The organism is Paenibacillus vietnamensis (assembly GCF_020169515.1).
In the GTDB taxonomy this organism is placed as follows: Bacteria; Bacillota; Bacilli; order Paenibacillales; family Paenibacillaceae; genus Pristimantibacillus; species Pristimantibacillus vietnamensis.
Genome location: NZ_JAHMHW010000017.1, coordinates 71,168 through 87,876, shown reverse-complemented (window position 1 = coordinate 87,876; position 16,709 = coordinate 71,168). Strand labels below are relative to the sequence as shown.

At 52.9% G+C, this 16,709-nt stretch carries 10 protein-coding genes; all 10 read right to left on the bottom strand.

Annotated elements, in window-relative coordinates:
* Positions 1-7: 7 nt before the first annotated feature.
* The 10 genes from KP806_RS22715 to KP806_RS22675 all read right to left on the bottom strand — a co-directional run bounded on the left by KP806_RS22715 (position 8) and on the right by KP806_RS22675 (position 16,633).
* Positions 8-436, bottom strand: a complete 429-nt coding sequence (locus KP806_RS22715; RefSeq protein ID WP_224726039.1) for a MarR family winged helix-turn-helix transcriptional regulator — start codon at positions 434-436, stop codon at positions 8-10.
* A 107-nt stretch (positions 437-543) separates the two neighbouring features.
* Entirely contained in the window at positions 544-669 is a 126-nt protein-coding gene (locus tag KP806_RS27680; protein ID WP_263575835.1) for a hypothetical protein, read from the bottom strand.
* Between the two features lie 94 nt (positions 670-763).
* Positions 764-1,528 (bottom strand): 4'-phosphopantetheinyl transferase family protein, encoded by a 765-nt coding sequence (locus KP806_RS22710; RefSeq protein ID WP_224726038.1) that lies wholly within the window; start codon positions 1,526-1,528, stop codon positions 764-766.
* A 173-nt stretch (positions 1,529-1,701) separates the two neighbouring features.
* Positions 1,702-5,856: a family 78 glycoside hydrolase catalytic domain gene (locus tag KP806_RS22705; RefSeq protein WP_224726037.1), complete on the bottom strand. Its 4,155-nt coding sequence runs from the start codon at positions 5,854-5,856 to the stop codon at positions 1,702-1,704.
* A gap of 33 nt (positions 5,857-5,889) precedes the next feature.
* Positions 5,890-7,593 (bottom strand): S-layer homology domain-containing protein, encoded by a 1,704-nt coding sequence (locus KP806_RS22700; protein WP_224726036.1) that lies wholly within the window; start codon positions 7,591-7,593, stop codon positions 5,890-5,892.
* Positions 7,594-7,681: 88 nt separating this feature from the next.
* A complete protein-coding gene (locus KP806_RS22695) occupies positions 7,682-11,842 on the bottom strand; it encodes a family 78 glycoside hydrolase catalytic domain (protein ID WP_224726035.1) in 4,161 nt (1,386 codons plus the stop codon).
* A gap of 39 nt (positions 11,843-11,881) precedes the next feature.
* The gene (gene rhaS, locus KP806_RS22690; protein WP_224726034.1) at positions 11,882-12,985 is read right to left on the bottom strand and encodes a rhamnose ABC transporter substrate-binding protein; all 1,104 of its coding nucleotides are present in this window, start codon (positions 12,983-12,985) and stop codon (positions 11,882-11,884) included.
* Positions 12,986-13,058: 73 nt separating this feature from the next.
* Positions 13,059-14,048, bottom strand: a complete 990-nt coding sequence (locus KP806_RS22685) for an ABC transporter permease (RefSeq protein ID WP_224726033.1) — start codon at positions 14,046-14,048, stop codon at positions 13,059-13,061.
* Between the two features lie 4 nt (positions 14,049-14,052).
* On the bottom strand, positions 14,053-15,102 hold the full coding sequence (locus KP806_RS22680; protein ID WP_224726032.1) for an ABC transporter permease: 1,050 nt from the start codon (positions 15,100-15,102) through the stop codon (positions 14,053-14,055).
* A 40-nt stretch (positions 15,103-15,142) separates the two neighbouring features.
* Positions 15,143-16,633 (bottom strand): sugar ABC transporter ATP-binding protein, encoded by a 1,491-nt coding sequence (locus KP806_RS22675; RefSeq protein ID WP_224726031.1) that lies wholly within the window; start codon positions 16,631-16,633, stop codon positions 15,143-15,145.
* Positions 16,634-16,709 lie beyond the last annotated feature (76 nt).

The following is a 16,709-nucleotide window of genomic DNA, read 5'->3' as shown; positions in this document are numbered from 1 at the left end:
CTTGCCGCTATTTATTAAAGTTGTTCTCCGCCCGCTTCATCCAGGATAGAAACAAAGCAATCTCCTCCTTCGAGAACCCTTGGCGCACGATCGCTTCTCCCTCTTCCACGATAGCAAGGCATGGCTCCTTCAAGGACAAGCCTTTCTCGGTCAGATAAATGCGGTTAATTCTCGTATCCTGCTTATCCTGCTCGCGCCTGATCAATTTTTTTTCTTCAAGCCCTCTTAGCAGAAAGGTCATCGAAGCAGGCTGAATGCCTAATGTCTGAACCATATCCTTCTGCGTAAGGCCTTCCTTCTCCCACAAAATGATCAACACGCCCAGCTGCGAGTTCGTTACGTTGTGTTCCGCCAACCGCTGGTCCAGAAAATTGCATACGTTCCGGTAATTTTTCTTGAACCAGAAACCGATGGAGCCGTGCAGCGTCGAATTCATCCCTTCACCCTCATTCGCCCAATGTTAGTCCGTATCTCACCATTATACACGATCGCTGCTTCGGTTGGTATGACCGGACGGGCGGACCGCGGCGGCTTGCGTTAACTTCAACTTCTCAGCGACTTCAGCTTCTGCACGCCGAACCAGATCCAGCCGCCGACGTAGCAGATCATGCATCCGAAAAATTTGGGTTTCTGGATCGTCCCGTTCCGGTTAACCGAACATGATTTCATCGATATCACCTCCTTTCCTTCCTAATATTTCGATCTCTAACTAAATTGTATGCACCGATTTTGCAGAATGTCAATATTTACATAAAAAGTATATTCAAATATATTTCTCAAGGCGTCTCCGGAAGCACAGCCAGTCCTCGTCCGGGATGATCGCCCGCGCAGGATAGGCGACCGAGCAGACGAATTCCCCGATCACGAAGGACACGGCCCGGTATTGGGGAAAGCCTTCATAGGAGCAGAGAATGAACCCTTCTCTTGCTTCGCAGACCTGAAGCTCCAGCAGCTCGAACCGGATGAGCAGGCCGGTTTTTAATATTTTCGACAGCGCCTCCTTAGCCGTCCACAGCACCATGAGCTTCGCAGGCCCGTCATACGGCAGCTCCCGCACCGCTTCCAGCTCGCCTGCCGTCATATGCGCTTCCAGCGACCGGCTTTGGCGGGGGTCCGCCTTCTCCAAATCGATGCCGAGCGGCATCGCCTCAGGAAATGCGATGGAAATCCCGATGTCGCCGCAATGCGTAATGCTTACCTGGATGTTCGCGCTGCCGGCATGCACGACGATCGGCTGGGTAAAAATGCCCCGGTCGATCACAATTTTATCCGCATCCTCCTCGCCCAGCCACAACGCCGACGCCCGCTTTGCCGTATACCTGCCCAGCAAGTAGCTTCGCTGCCTTCTCTCCGCCCTCAGCGTCCGGTAATAGTCCATTTCCGGCGGCTGCAGCTCGTTTACGATCTCGTTATACGTTTCAATCATCGGAATCCGGCAAAGGCTCACGCAAGCCTTGTAAGCTCTTCCCGGTTCATCCTTCGCCGTAAACCGGAATGTCTCGGTTTGCTTTCCGTAGATGCTGGTCATGCGGCCTGTCTGCTCCTCTCTCCATGAGATCGTTGCCCGCCACCCCATTGTAGCTTTGCAACTACCTGGATGTAATTAGGAGATTGGAACGAGATTCCTTCTGTTTTTTCGCGAAAAAAAGCCGGATATTCATCGAAGATTATTCGATAACTATCCGGCCCGCCATTATTTTATTAAGAATTCAGTACTTTTCTCGAAATATAACCAAGGTCCCAAAGCCCGATATCGCCGTCGCCGTTAAGGTCCGCCTTATTGACGGCATCCCAGTCGCCGCTTGCCGCCGTCTTGCCGTAATGATAGGCGATAACGCCGAGGTCTCCAATATCGTAGCCTTTGACGGTATTGAGGATGGCTGGATCCAAAGTCACGGATTTTCCTTCCGCCTCCGACTGGTAAACCTCGCCGCTGCCGTCGGACAATTTTACATCGGCTAGTTCAATCGTACCTGTTCCGGTTTTAACCTTTGATTTAAACGTCAGCTTCAGCACATCCGCGTCCCCGCTGATGGAATGACCGGCCCCGAGGCTCGCAAGCAGCAATCTCACCGTGCCTGCGGAGGATACGGTTTCTTCCACTTCCGTTCCTTCGACCAGCGATTCGGCCCCAACAAACTCGAAACGCTCCTGGTCGTAACGGATCGTAAGATCCTGAGCCGATATTTGATCTACGCCATCGAGCCGGTAAGTGAAGCCGATCGTATCGTTCTCGCCCGCCCGGTTCGGCCCCTTCAAGCTCGCTTTGCCGGTATAATCCAAAACGGACCTGAATCGATAGCTTCCGGATTGAAGCTCGTAAACGGCTTTGCCGTTCTTATATTCTACAAACCGGATTCCGGACGCTCCGGCGGCAGGCTTCCCGCTTTCGGTCACCTGAGTGGCCGATACGGCCGGAATGTACAGCGTAGCCGTTGTGTTTGCAGGAACGACAGCCTCATAGCTGAAAACTTTTTTGTTGCCGGTCAGTTTCCAGCTGCTCTCAATGACACCGTGAACGGAATCGTATTCGCCCTTCGCATAGGTCACATTTCCGCCGTACATCGGCTGAAGAATAAAATGCTTGAATCCCGGATGATTGTCATCGCGCTGAATACCGAGAGAATAGTTGTACATCCAGCTTCCTACTGCTCCCAATGCGTAATGGTTGAAGGAGTTCATCCCGTTATTGCCGCCGAATCCGTTCTCATGGGTGTACGAGTTCCACCGCTCCCAGATCGAGGTGGAGCCGTTCACTACCGGATACAGCCAGGACGGATACTTGGTAGATTCTAGCAGCTTATAGGCATCCTCGATATACCCGTTTTCGGACAAAGCGGGATTCATTGGAGCCGTTCCGATGAAGCCGGTCGTAATGATATAATCCGATTCCCTCGTTACTTCCGCCAGACGCGCAGCGGCATGAGGAACATGCTCTTCTGCAAACACGCCGTACGCTAATGGAAGCGAGTACGAGGTCTGCGTATCCTGCACCGCACCTGCCGCGTTTCTCGTTTTATGCGTTTCAGGGTCGACAAATACGCCGTTCCATTCACTCTTGATATTATCAAACAGCTGCTGATAGAATAGAGCGTCTTCCGTTTCTCCAATCGCCTCGGCCGCTTTCGACAGCAGCTTGACGGTATACGCGTAGGTCGCGTTGATCAGAAGCGGTCCATCCGTAGTGACCAGAGAAAGGTGATCCGACAGGCCTCCTGAGGAGGTCAAATACTGCCGCCCGCTCATTTTCCCGCCGTTTCTATAGCCGTCTACATATTTCTTCATTGAAGCGTAGTGCTCCTCCAGCAATCGGGTATCTCCATACTGCTGGTAAGTTTCCCAAGGAACGATCATGCCCGCCGCTCCCCAAACCAGCCAACCTCCACTCGCCGGATTGATATTAAACGATGGAGCGTAGATCGGAAATCCGCCGTTCTGTGCCTGGCTGTCTCTGAGAATCTCGGTATATCTCTCAAAAAATTGCTGAACGTCGGCGTTAAAAACAGCCGTCCGCACGAACACCTGCGCATCTCCCGCCCAGCCCATTCTCTCGTCGCGGGCAGGCGTATCCGTCGGAATGCTCAGAAAATTGCCAATTTGTCCGCGGGTAATATTTTTGTACAGCTGATTGATAAGCGGATTCGACGTTTCATAGCTGCCCGTTAATTCCGTAATCGAGGACAGAACAATCCCTTTCACGTTCTCCAGCGGCAGCGGTGCCTCCAGGCCGGTAATTTCAAGATAACGGTACCCGTGGAAGGTAAAACGGGGCCGGTACGTCTCGCCGTCCGGATCGCCTTTCAGCGTATACCGGTCATCGGTGAGCGCCGCTCTCATATTTTCCGTCAAAATCATACCTACCATGCTCGCCCCGTTCATATTCCGGTATTCCGGCAAATCGGGGTACAGCATCTCGGCCGTCCGCATCTCGACGACCCGGCCTCTTTCGCCTGTCAGTTGAATCTGCGGCACGCCGACCATATTAACTCCCATATCGTACACGTACACGCCTTCGCGCGGATTGCTTACGGATTTGGCCGTCAGCTCTTCAAACACTTTAACATTGTCCCCGACCTGGGAGACAATTTCCGGGTTCGCAAATTCCGGAAGCGGCGTAATAATTGCCGATGATGTCCAGCCGCTGTCATCGAAGCCAGCTTCATTCCAGCCCTGGACCGCTTCCTCGCGTGCTGCGTCATAATTTTCTCCGTTAAACAACCCTGCATAAGTGACCGGACCTTCGCCAAAATACTTCCAGCTGTCCGGGTCCGTCACGATCGTCTCGCTCGTGCCGTCCGCATAAGTAAGGACAAGCTTCGCATACAACGACGGACGGTCTCCATAATAATTGTAGTTCGACAGGTTGAAGGTCATCTGGTCGCTCCAGAAGCCCGAGGCGAGCATGACGCCTACGGCGTTCTCACCGGACTGCAGCAAATCCGTAATATCGTAGGTCTGATACATCAGACGCTTGTTGTATTGGGTGTGGCCCGGATTAAAATAATCCTCTCCTACCCTTTCGCCGTTGATATGAAATTCATAAATGCCGCGCGCTGTCGCATAAAGCCTGGCGTTCGCGATTTCTTTGGCTGCCGTAAATTCGGTCCTCAGCATAGGAGTGGAAGTGTGGCTCGGATTTCGATAGACAAGCAGGCCTTCACTGCCGCCGGAAATCGTGAAACCGCCATTTTCTGCTTTTACAAGAGTGCCGTCTACCGCATTTTTGAAGATGCCGTCATATTGTTCGCCAACCGTTTCTTCGAATACGACCGCTTTCGGGGCTCTGACGTTGCTGATCTTCATATTGCTGATCGCAGCCGTCTGGCCGGCATCCGCGGAGAAGCCGATTTCATTCAGCCGGGGATACGTCGGCACATCCTGAACCGCATTTAGCGGATTAAGCGTCAGGCGGTTGTTGGCCGCTTCAGCCGGGTAGGCCGTCCGGCTCATCGGTACAGCGGTATCGTTCACCGTCGTTGCCGCCGCGTTGCCGCTTACGCTAATAAGGACATGATGCTTGTTACGCAGGTTTGCCTCCGTAATCGATCCGATCGTTCCCGATGCAATCGGAGCCGATTCGTCCAGATTGCCGATGCCCTTCTCCGGCCCGTAGCCTTTGCGGTAAACGTTAAGCTTGGCCGCCCCTGTACCCGCCGCAAGCTCGCTCAAGTCCAATTCGTACTTGATATAGTTTTCGCCTGCAATGCTGTAGTTGTTCTTATTCGCATTCCCAAGCCGCGGATCGTTGGCGCCGAATATAAAGCTTGCTTTCGTGCTGCCGTCAGGAATCTGAATATCGTATTCGATATTAAACACCGGCATGGATTCCGCATCCAGTTGAAGCTCCGGCGCGCCGATCCACTCGGCTCCCGACCAGCCCGTTCCCATTAATCCGGTCTCGAACCACGCCTGCCCGGAAGGCTGAATCAGCTCCCCGTCTTTGTCCCAGACATTAACCGTCCAATAATACCGGGTCGCCGCAGCCAGAGTCTCTCCCTCGTACTCCACATGATTTGATACGTCCGACTCGATTCTGCCGCTGTCCCAAACGTCCCCGGTTCCTGCTTCAAGGTTAGCCGGGCTGGAAGAGACGATCACTTGATAGGCCGATTGTTTCTGTCCCCGGACGCCGGATTCCATAATCCAGCTGAACCGGGGGGCATCGGCATCGATCCCGATTGGATTGATTGCGCTTTCAACTTTAAGTCTGGAAACCTTCGTCTCTTCAGCCGCCGGAGCGGCCGAAGCAATCCCGGAAAATAAACCGGCAAGCATAGAAACGATCAATAATACCGAATAGACGGTTTTGATTTTAATAGAACGTTTATGAACGAGCCTCAAATTTAGGTTCCTCATATTCTGCTCCTTTGCTTTTTGATAGGAGAGCCGTTACTTCGTACTTACGAGGTTGAGATTGAACAGCCTGTAGATCATAACCGCCGCCTGCGCCCGGGTAGCTTGGCCTTTCGGCTCAAAGCTGCCGTCCGCCATCCCGTTCACGATACCTGCTTTGGCCATCGCTTCTACGGCTTCAGCAGCATACGGCGCTACAGACGTCATATCTTTGAAGCGAATGCCGCTCTGTTCCGTGCTTAAATCCGCCCCGATGATGCCGGCCGCCCGGTGAACGATAACGGCAATCTCTTGACGCGTAATCGGATCATGAACTCCGAAAGTACCGTCTGGCTTTCCATTGACGATGCCCAGCTTCTCGGCCGCCGCAATCGAGCTGTAGTACCAGGCGCCTGCCTTCACGTCCTTAAGCAAGGATACGGCAGAGGGATCGGCCAAATCGAATGCCTGCATCAAAATTTTGATAAATTCCGCTCTCGTAACGCTGCTGTTCGGCTTGAAGCTGCCGTCTCCAACTCCGTCGATCACCTCTCTGGCCGCCAGAGCTTCGATGCTCTCTTGTGCCCATGGCAGGCTGGCGATATCCTTAAAGGTCACATCTTGATAGACTGCCGCGTATTTGCTGAAATGCTTGGGACGGAACGTTACGGTACCGGTTGCGGCGTCGTATTTGCCGTTTTTCACGATTTCCAAATTTCCGTTGTCATTCATATAGTAGACGACTACTTTTGCACCGCTTTTACCCGCTTCAAGGTCATAGGCGTAGGAAACCTTTACGTCATTCCCGTTAAAGCTGCTGATCTTGGACCCATCGGCTTTCAACGTAAAATCCAATACCCGATTGCTGCCGATAACCCCGCTCGCCGATGCCGGAAGCGTCGAAGGATCAGCCTCGGCAATTGCAAGCTCAATAGCGGAAGCCATTGCACCGTTATTCGTTTTGAACAGACCGGTGGACAAAGTGACCGTTGCGAGTCCTGCATCTATTTCAATGGCCCGAATATCCTTTCCGGCTGCCGCGATCGATTGCAGCGGGAGGTTGACGGTAATCAGCTTGATGCCTTCCACCGCTTTTATCTGGATTTTCACAATTCCGCCTTTGGCATTATCGATTGCCGCCTGCATGACGGTATCTGTAATAGCTGCCGATGCATGACCGTCCGCATCAATGTCCGCCTGAACGACAATCGGACCGCCGCCGCCGTTATTGCCGTTATTTCCGTTGTTGCCGTTATTTCCGCCGCCAGGATTAGCCGCATCATTGACTGACACGGTTACCGTACTGTCAATCGTGTGAGCAGACTCTATCAAGTCATGATTGAGAAGCTTGACCGTTTTCAAGGAAACCATGGCTTCGCCTTTCACTTTTGCTTTGAACGTCAGCGTACTCAAGATGATGCTGCCGTTCTCCGAAGGAGCGCTGCCGAGCTTGGCGAATGCCATGACGATTTCATTGCCATTCACTTTCGCAGGCACCGTAAAGCCGCCTTGAATACCCGTTACAGCACTCACCAGCTCCAGCTTCTCCATCTCGGCTTCCAGACGAACCTCAAACCCGTCCATCCGATCAACGCCTTGTGCACCTACCGTTACAGAAAACAGTTCTCCGGTCTGCACATTGGAACGGGATGCACTGAAGGTAAACGATGACGGATCGGCAGCGAAAGCGGAGCCTGCAGCATTCATATTCGCCAGTAACATAACCGCTAGTACGATATAAATCTTGATTTTCGTTCTCATATTTTGCACCCCCGCCGTTATATTCGCGCTCTGGCGCCGGCTCAAGCAGGGGGAGAAATTCTCCCCCGTGTTCCTGTTACCCATAAAACTATTTCAAAATTTTTCTGGCGATATAGCCAAGATCGGAAAGACCGACTACGCCGTCTCCGTTAAGATCCGCCTTTTTGATGGCATCCCAAGCGGCGTCGGCAGCCGTTTTGCCGTAGTTGAACGCAATGACACCGAGGTCGCCGATGTCGTAGCCGCGTACACTGTTCAGAATATTGGCGTCAAGGGTGACCGTTTTGCCGGAAGCTTCTGTCTGGAATACTTCCCCGTCGCCATTGGAAACTTTAACTTCGCTCAAGGTAATGTTTCCTGTTCCCGATGCTTTCTTCGATTTAAAGGTGAGCTTCATCACGTCTGCATCTCCGCTGATTGAACGGTCCGCTCCCAGACTTGCAACAATCAATCGCACGCTTCCTCCGGACGTGTCGTTTTTCGTTTCTTCAATTTGCGTGTCAGCGATCAACGATTCTGCGCCGACAAATTCAAAACGGGTTTTATCGTAGTCAATCGTAACATCCTGTGCGGAGATGCTCTCCACGCCGGCCAAACGATAGGTGAGGCTGAAGCTCTCATCCTCCCCTGCCAGGCTAGGGCCTGCCAGACTTGCTTTACCTTTGGAGTTAACAAAGCCATCCATCAGCTCGGCACGAACCATGCCATTTTTTACGCTGAACTGATAGCCGCCGGATTGCAATTCGAATTTGGCTACCTGGACGCCATACCGCTCCAGATTCTCAATATGCTTGATGCCAGGCGTTCCTTTAACGCGTACAGCGGCATCATCAATCGGCAAATAAAGCGTTGCCGTCGTATTGGCCGGAACAATGGCTTCATAAGAACCGAGTGTACCATCCTCCGATTCCCAATTGGAGACGATCGTCCCGTAATAGGAATCAAGCTTTCCTTTTACGGATCGGATACGTGCCTGGTCATTATATTGGTCGCCGGTGTCCAAGGTAGGCTGCAAAATAAAATGTTTAAATCCGGCATTTTGTTCGTCGCTCTGAATGCCCGCCATGTACTTGGTCATCCATTCGACTACTGCGCCATATGCGTAATGGTTAAAGGAGTTCATGCCGTTGTCGTCAAAGCCGTATTCGCTCGTATACGCGTTCCAGCGCTCCCATGTGGTCGTTGCTCCTTGCTTGACCTCGTACAGCCAGGACGGCATTTCATCCTGAAGCAGCAGGTCGTAGGCTTTGGCGGAAAGCTCGTTTTCCGTAAGCACGGGCAGCAGCTCATTCACGCCGAGGAAGCCTGTCGACAACGTGTTTTCGCCCGAGTTGGATCTTTCCGATTTATTCTCATTGGCAATATTGAGCAGCAGGTTTTCAATAAATTTCCGTTTCTGCTCTTCCGATTCGTACATCCCCATCTTCAGCGCCCAAAGAATGCTCGTCTGCGAGTTATCCTTGAACAAATTAATCAGGAAGCCCCTCGTAAAATTGTCAGCGGTTACAGAAAGGATGTTGTCGTTTTCGTCCACATATTTGTCGTAAGCCAAATCGATGACGCGCTCCGACTCTGCCGTATACATCGCCGCATCGTCGTCATGCCCCAGCAGGGTCGCGATCTTGGCCATCGTCACAGCGTCCAATGCCTGGTACATGGCAGCCATAAATTGAGGCGCGGTCCCTTGCATGGCCACCCAGTCTCCATAGCCGGCTCTCATTCCGTTAGCCATTACATTCCCCATATAAACCTTCATAATATCGTAGGTATCTCTCAAGATGGAGATGTCGCCCGTATGCATGTAGAGATCCCAAGGCAATGTAATGATGACATCCGACCAGCCCGCGTTCGTTGTCGTCGCTTTGCTGATCGTAGGCAGGTAGTCGGCAATATAACCGTTGTTTTGCTCCGCATAGTCCTTGAGAATGCCGACGAAATTTTCAAGAAACGCGACCGAATCGAAGTTATAAAGTGCCGTTTCGCCGAATACCTGAATGTCGCCGGTCCAGCCGAGCCGCTCCGAACGTCCCGGCGTATCGGTCGGAATCGACAAGAAGTTGCTTCTTTGGCTCCAAAGCACATTGCTGAACAATTGGTTGAGATCCTCGTTATTCGTCTCTAGCGACAACGTGTTCTCCACCGCGGAGGTAATGGCCTGCCCATACACATCGCGGACCACGACATCCTCCGTCGCCGTGATCTCCAAATAACGGAACCCGTGGAACGTGAACCTTGGGCTGTACGACTGGACCGGCTGATCGTTCAGAATATAATGATCCGTGTACCACGTCTGGTCTTTGGCTCTTCCTCTTGTCAGACCGGACCAGTAGAGCGTCCCTTTCGGACCGTCGCTGCCGAAAGTGCTTTTCTCATGGTCTCTTCCGTCATTGAGCATTTCGGCTCCCCGCATATGGACGGTTGTGCCTTCGGCGCCCGAAACGGAGATGCCCGGTACGCCCGCGATATTTTGACCGAGATCGATCATCAGCGATTTCCCTTTCGGAAGCTCGATCGTTCCGGTCGGATCAACTGGAGTTCGTTTCACTTCGCCCAGTGTCAAACTGGAGTCGGAGTAATCAATGTCGGCCGGATCAAAAATAAACGTATCCTCTCCCGGAACCGGGTGAATCTTGTTCTCCTCCAGCACATAGGCGGCAGCCCCGCGGCTGGCTGCCAGCCTGCCGTCATATTGGAACTCCGCCGCCCCGTTCCATCCGGAGTCGTCAAATCCGGCATTGTTCCAGCCCGCTACCTGGTCCTCAAGCCGCGCGTCGTAGACTTCTCCGACAAACAGATCGTGGAGGCGTACGGGGCCGTCTGTCGTCACTTTCCAATCTTCGTTATTGGTGCCGATGATCTCTTGCGTTCCATCCTCGTACGTGACCACAAGCTTGGCCAGGAGCGCCAATTCTCTCTCCAGCTCGTCGCCGATTTTATAATACAGATTTCCTCCGCCGTTGCTGCCGGCTTCTCCTCCGTACCAGCCCGCGCCTACAGCAACCCCAAGCGCCACATGGTCTCCGCTAATGTAGTCCGTTACATCATAGGACTGGTAATTGGTGTAGCTGTAATAATCCGTCCAGCCGGGATTAAGCGTATCGTCCAATTTTGTGCCGTCCTCTTGCAAAACCTGGACCTCTTGGCCGTTTATGTAGGCGTCGTATGCGCCCAGGGACGTAATATACAGCCTTGCCGAAGCGATGTCGCCGCTTCCCTGGAGTTCTTGTTCGGTGCGGAACATCGGCAGCGCATTCGTATCCTCCGTATAAACGACGGGGGCTCCATTAAACGTCTTCTGATAAGCGGTGGCGCCTTCCAGCGTCCATACGCCGGATTCGTTCGCAACGGCCCCGTCGAATTCCGTCACCTGTTCCTCCGCATCGTCTACCGTCAGCTCCACATGCTCGAAGCTCGCCTTTTGGGCAGGCGTATTTCTGGAAGAAGGGCTTGCGGTCACCGCAATGAAAGGCCCTTCAATCGAATGGCTTTTGGCGATCGTATTAACCGCCGTACCGTTAATGGCGGTTATGATCTGATCCGAGTCAGCCGATATTTCCAGCTCGAAGGCTTCATTCAAGGCGACCTTGCCGCTTAGGTCGGCGGTTCCCAGCTGTACGGTCACGCCGTTCTTCGTCACGCTTTGCGTAAGCGTCGTGCCGTTAAAGCTCCAAATATAGCCGTTCGTTTTGTTCTTCATGCCCCAATTCAAGCTGAATCCGCCCTGAATGATCGTGGCATCGAGTGAAACCGTCATCTTATCCGTATAGTAATCTGCAGCCGTTTCTTTATTGGAAATCCACTCGGCTTGTTCAAAATTCGTTCCCGTTTCAAAATAAGCAGGCTGCGACCGGACGTTTTTCCCGTTCGAGAGCGTCGTCTCGACAGACCACGTATAACGCGATTCCAGCTGGAGATCCGGACCCTCGTATGGAATGCCGACGGATTTGGCATCCTCGATCAGTCCGCTGTTCCATACTTCTTCCCCTTGCGGGTTTTTAACCGCAATCCGATACGCTTTCTGGCTTAGTCCGACAACGTTGGATGCGAGCATCCAGCTGAAGCTGATGGAATCCGATTCAATGCCAATCGGGTTTTTCTGGTAGTTCACCTTTAGATTCTCGACTTTGGTCGATTCCGTACTGATTTGAGCAGTTGCAGTACCATCTGCATGCACCGGCAATGCGGTTGTAAATAAAAGCGAAGCCATCATCGTGTAGCAAAGCCATTTAAACGGAGATTTTCCAGCCATCCTTGTATTCATCCTCCTCATATGATTTTGCAATTTGAATTAATAGACTTCCTTCCACTCCGCAATATTGGAAGAATCGAATTTAAACGGATCGCCGAGCATAATTTGCGTGCCGTCTCCATCCGCAATCACTTCTTTATCCCCAAGAGTTCCGGCCTTGAAGGTGTCGCCGGCCGCGCCGGCAATCGTTCCGTTCACAAGCGCATCGGCCGTGTAGCCCGCCAAGTAGCCTACATCGCTCGGATTCCACAGGTACATCCACTCGCTGACACCGCTTTCAATGTATTCCGCCATTTCGCTTGGCAGGCCGAGACCGGTCAGGTGCACTTTTCCTTTCAATCCTTTATCCGTCAGCACCTTGCCGGCTGCCGCAATTCCCACCGTTGTCGGTGCGATAATGCCCTTCAGGTTCGGGTACGACTTGAGCAGCGCTTCGGTCTCGGATACGCTCTTATCCCGCAGGTCGTCGCCGTACGCAACCTTAACCAGCTTGACCTTGCTGTACTCCGGCTTCTCCAGCTCTTTCTTCATCCACTCAATCCATGCATTCTGGTTCGTAGCTTGCGAGGTTGCGCTTAAAATCGCGATTTCCCCTTCTCCGCCGATCATTTCGGATACGCCTTGAATCAAGGTGCGGCCGATTCGCTCCGGATCCGCCTGATTCACGTGGACCATGCGGCTCGCCGCGTTTACCGCCGAATCCAGCGACAGCACTTCAATTCCTGCATTTTTAGCTTTTACCAGGGCTGGCTGCAGCGCATCGGGGTCGTTGGCTGCGATGGCGATCGAGTCGACCTTCTGGGAAATCAGCTCTTCGATCATTTGAATTTGCGCTTCTGCCGTCGGCTGGTCAGGCGCTTTAATAATCGCCTCATGCCCCAATTCTTCCACGGCGGCTTTGAAGCCCTCCATCATTTTCTCGCCGTACGGGTTCCCTGTATTTTTGAAAATGATGGCGTACTTCTTCGCCGCTTCGCCGCCGGCTGTGCCCGAGCCTGCGTTCGAGCCGGCGGTGCTGCCTCCGCTGCCGCCGTTATCCGGAGCGGAACTTCCTCCCTGGTTGCCGTTGCCGCCGCAAGCGGACAAGAGAGATAAGGATAAAACTGCGGTCAGACAGGTGAGTAAAAAGCGGTTTCTTTTCATAGATATCCTCCCTTTTTTTAACTGCATCAAGCTTTATATACAAACAGCCTTTGCGGCTGTATTGTATCGACGGCTACATTTTTTTGGCCGGAAGCTTCGCCCGTTTCAGCTGCGGAACGGCTACGGCGAATATTAACAGCAGTCCGATAATGATAAGCAGCACTTGGGCCTGAACGTTAACCAGACCTAAGCCGTATCGCAGGAAGCCGATCAGGAAAACGGCGATGATGGCCCCGATCATTCTCCCTTTGCCGCCCGATGTGCTGATTCCGCCGAGAACGACCATGGCAATTACGTCCAGCTCATAGCCCGTCGCCACATTCGGACGCGTACTGCCCATTCGGGACGTAAGAAACAAAGCGGTGACGGCCGCCATCAATCCGGCGAGAGTAAATACGATGATTTTGATCCGGTCAACCTTTACCCCGGAGAAGCGTGCTGCCGTGCCGTTATTGCCGATGGCGTACAGCTGCCGGCCGAACACCGTTTTGTGCAGCAGAACACCGAATAAAACCGCAAACAGGATAAAGGCAATCAGAATAAAAGGAATGGACCCGACATACCCCCAGCCCAGAAAGCTGAACCAGTCCGGGAAAGATCCGGCCGCCTGGTCTTCCAGGATCATGTAAGCAATGCCGCGATAAATAATCATCGTTGCGAGCGTAATGATGACCGAGGACAGCTCCTTGAATTTGACGATCAGCATCCCGTTCACCCATCCGCATAACGTGCCGACAGCGAGACAAATGATCATCGCAAGCGGCATCGGCACCCCCATCGTATACAAATCCGCCATAATAACCGATGAAAGAGCGACAATAGAGGCGACGGAAATGTCGATGTCCGCCAGCAGGATGACGAATACCATAGGAAGCACGATAAACGCTTTATCCAAAAATCCCATCGTCGCATCCCGCAAATTGGCGTAATCCCAAAAATACTCCGAAAGATTAACATTCATAACTATGACGGCGAGCAGCAGCACCACGAGCATCCATTCCCACTGCAGAAAGAAACGTTTAAACGAAAACTCAAGCTTGTTCGTTATCATTCTTGGTTGCATGGCGTCAAATTTTCCTCCTCATCAGATGGTTTCGGTCCACGCCCCGCTTCACGACCGCATTCACGAGTACCGCTGCCAGAATAATCGAGCCTTGTATGCCCGTCTGCCAGAAGGGGGACACATCGATGAGCGGCAGCGCATTGTTCAAGATGCCAAGGAGAATGGAGCCCAGAATGACGCCGGAAATTTTCCCCACGCCCCCTGCAATGCTAACCCCGCCGAGAACGCAAGCCGCGATGACGCTCAGCTCGTAGCCCGATGCCGTATCCCCTTGCGCGGATGCAAACTTCGATACCCAGAGCACCCCCGCCATACCGGAAAGGCTCCCCATAATCGCATACACAAGCCATAAAATTTTATCTGTGCTAATCCCGCTGATTGCAGCCGATTCCGGATTGCTTCCCACCGCATAAATCCGGCGGCCCGTCCGGGTATGATTAACGAAGCAGTAAGCGGCAATATAGATGAGGACGGCGATAAAAATCAAATTGTTGATTCCGAGCGTCGTGCCCGTTGCCAGCGCTTTAAAGCTGTCCGGCATCTGATGGGCGCTGATCCACTTGCCTCCGCTCGTTACATAGGTGAAGCCGCGAAAAACATTCATCATGCCCAGCGTCGCGATGATCGGAAGAATGCCCGCCTTGGAGACCAGCCAGCCGACTGCCGTACCGCATAGAAGACCTACTGCTGTGCCAAGCAATAAAGCCGCCATCGGCGGGAGCTCCGGATAAGCGGTCACCGTCTGTGCCGCAATCATGCCGGATAAGGCCAAAATCGCTCCAATCGAAAGGTCGATTCCCCTTGTTACGATGACAAGCATCATGCCAACCGCCAAAATACCGAGGATGGCCGTGTTGGTCATCATGTCGTTCACATTTTCCCAGGTTAGAAAGCTTGGATTGCGCAGCTGAACGCCGATGGAAAGCAAAATAATAAAGCCGAGCAAGCCCAATTCCCTGAACTTGGCGATTTTGACGCCTAACGAGGGCTTCGTCCGCGCTTCGGCGGGCGCTTCAATCACGGCTCCTGCCGTGCTGTATCCTCTTTGCTGCATGAGCTACAACCACCTCTTATCTTTGATGAGCTATCAAGCATTAATTGGCCATCGACGCTTGGAGAATCGCTTCCTGCGAGATGGATTGCCGATCCAGGAATGCATGGATCCGCCCTTCGCGCATGACGGCCACCCGGTCGCACATCCCGATAATCTCGGGCATTTCGGATGAGACAAGCAGGATTCCGTAGCCTTGGCAGGCCAGGCTGCTGATAATCTCGTAAATCGCCGATTTGGCCCCGACATCCACCCCTTTGGTCGGTTCATCGAGAATCAGGACATCCAGATCCGCCGTCAGCAGCTTCGCAAATACAACCTTCTGCTGATTGCCGCCGGAGAGAGAGCTCGCCAGGTCGAAAATGCTGTTCGCCTTGACGTTCACCTTCTCCGCCAGCCGCTTCGCAATCTCCGCTTCCTTCGCGGCATTCAGCGCTCCTTTGCTTGACACCTTATCCAGCGAGGACAACGTAATATTGCGCCCGATCCCCCACTGCAGCACCAAGCCCTGCTTCTGCCTGTCTTCGGGCAAATAGCCGATGCCAAGTCGCATGGCCTCGAGCGGATCCCGAATGTTTACCTTATCCCCCTTCAAATAAATGCCGCCTTTATCGTATGGAGAGGCTCCGAAGATGCTTTGGCATACTTCCGAACGTCCGGCGCCGACAAGCCCCGTCAGCCCCATAATCTCTCCCCGTTTAAGAGAGAACGACACATCCGCAAAATAACCGGTTCTCCCCAGCCCCTCGACCCGCAGCAATTCTTCCCCGATTTCGGCTTCCTTCTTGGGAAACAATTGATGGATTTCGCGGCCGACCATCGCAATGATCAAATCGTGGTTCGTTATTTCATCGACAGCCCAGGTTCCGATATATTTGGAATCCCGGAACACCGTGACCTTACCGGCCAGACGGTACATATCCTCAAAGCGGTGGGATATAAAAATGATCGCGGTCCCTTTGTCCCGGAGCCGCTCGGCAATCCGGTACAGCTCCTCGCTCTCGCGGCTGCTTAGCGCCGCCGTCGGCTCGTCCATAATAATGACCTTCGCATCCGTCGACAGCGCCTTGGCGATCTCGACGATCTGCTGCTCGGCCACGCTGAGCGCGCCCATCAGCGTCTTTGGGCTGAAGGCCGCTCCAAGCTCGCGCAGCAGCCGTTCCGCTTCCTTATGCATGTCGTACCACAAAATTCGTTTCGTCCGCTTCCCGATTTTTTCATGCCCCATAAAAATATTTTCGGTGACGCTCAAATCCGGATAACACGTGACATGCTGATAGATGGCTGCTATGCCCAGCTTTTTGGCATCGGTCGGATTATCGAATTTCACCTTTTTCCCGTCAAAGAAAATTTCGCCTCCGTCCGGCGAATGCACCCCGGTAATCACTTTGATAAAGGTCGATTTTCCCGCTCCATTCTCTCCCATCAACGCATGTATTTCACCGGGCCTCAGCTTGAAATAGACATTGTCCAGCGCTTTGACGCCGGGAAACCTTTTCGTAATCCCGTTTAATTCCAGAATGTACTCAGCCAAAGTCAGTTCCCTCCATTCCTTACGTATGCTTGCCCTGTCTCTGTCTTTACTTTAACCTGCCGCCTCATTTGCCGGA

What these genes read in the sequence shown, in the direction of transcription:
- KP806_RS22715 (WP_224726039.1), bottom strand. Translation starts at nt 436, where the DNA reads ATGAATTCGACGCTGCACGGCTCCATCGGTTTCTGGTTCAAGAAAAAT.
- KP806_RS27680 (WP_263575835.1), bottom strand. Translation starts at nt 669, where the DNA reads ATGAAATCATGTTCGGTTAACCGGAACGGGACGATCCAGAAACCCAAA.
- KP806_RS22710 (WP_224726038.1), bottom strand. Translation starts at nt 1,528, where the DNA reads ATGACCAGCATCTACGGAAAGCAAACCGAGACATTCCGGTTTACGGCG.
- KP806_RS22705 (WP_224726037.1), bottom strand. Translation starts at nt 5,856, where the DNA reads ATGAGGAACCTAAATTTGAGGCTCGTTCATAAACGTTCTATTAAAATC.
- KP806_RS22700 (WP_224726036.1), bottom strand. Translation starts at nt 7,593, where the DNA reads ATGAGAACGAAAATCAAGATTTATATCGTACTAGCGGTTATGTTACTG.
- KP806_RS22695 (WP_224726035.1), bottom strand. Translation starts at nt 11,842, where the DNA reads ATGGCTGGAAAATCTCCGTTTAAATGGCTTTGCTACACGATGATGGCT.
- rhaS (WP_224726034.1), bottom strand. Translation starts at nt 12,985, where the DNA reads ATGAAAAGAAACCGCTTTTTACTCACCTGTCTGACCGCAGTTTTATCC.
- KP806_RS22685 (WP_224726033.1), bottom strand. Translation starts at nt 14,048, where the DNA reads ATGCAACCAAGAATGATAACGAACAAGCTTGAGTTTTCGTTTAAACGT.
- KP806_RS22680 (WP_224726032.1), bottom strand. Translation starts at nt 15,102, where the DNA reads ATGCAGCAAAGAGGATACAGCACGGCAGGAGCCGTGATTGAAGCGCCC.